Annotated in this window: 1 protein-coding gene; it reads left to right on the top strand. The window is 60.9% G+C overall.

Features of this window, described 5'->3' with window-relative positions:
- Positions 1-54 precede the first annotated feature (54 nt).
- Positions 55-626 (top strand): zinc ribbon domain-containing protein (locus RA24_RS21440; RefSeq protein ID WP_193747162.1); only part of this gene is annotated, 572 nt, incomplete at its 3' end.

Below are 626 nucleotides of genomic sequence, written 5' to 3'. Positions count from 1 at the left end.
CACTCAAGTGGGGCTGATTAGCCTGAGGAATGGATCATCGAAGAAGTTCCGGATTTGCGCATCGTCGGGGAGGACCTGTGGCAGAGTGTCAAGGCACGCCAGCAAGCTAGCCGCAGTGATGTCATCAGCCAGGGTGTCATGCGGCCGGAACGGGCACGCCGGGCCAGGCACCTGCTCTCCGGCCTGCTCAAATGCGGCGCCTGCGGCGGTGGATACAGCATCGTTGGCAAGGCGCATTTTGGCTGCGCCAGCGCCCGCAACAAAGGAACCTGCAGCAACCGCCTGACCATCCGTCGTGACCGCCTGGAAGACCGCGTGCTGAACGGCCTCAAGGACCAGTTGCTGCACCCGGACCTGATTGCGGAGTTCACCCGCGCCTACCAGACGGAATACAACCGGCTTGCAGGAACGATCCAGCAGGATCGCGCCAAAGCGGAACGCGAGCTGGTACAAGTTAACAGCAAGATCAGTAACATCATCGAAGCCACCAGCGACGGCATGTTCCATCCGAGCATGAAAGACAAGATGACAGCGCTGGAGGTCCGTAAAGAAGAGCTGGAAGCTGAACTGCAGGAGGCGCCGTCAGAGCCGCCGATCCTGCTGCACCCGAGCCTGTCATCCCGGTA

The sequence above is a fragment of the Leisingera sp. ANG-M6 genome (assembly GCF_000813905.1).
Taxonomy (GTDB): Bacteria; Pseudomonadota; Alphaproteobacteria; order Rhodobacterales; family Rhodobacteraceae; genus Leisingera.
Note: the sequence above shows the minus strand (reverse complement) of the source record. Positions and strands in the feature narration are given on the sequence as shown.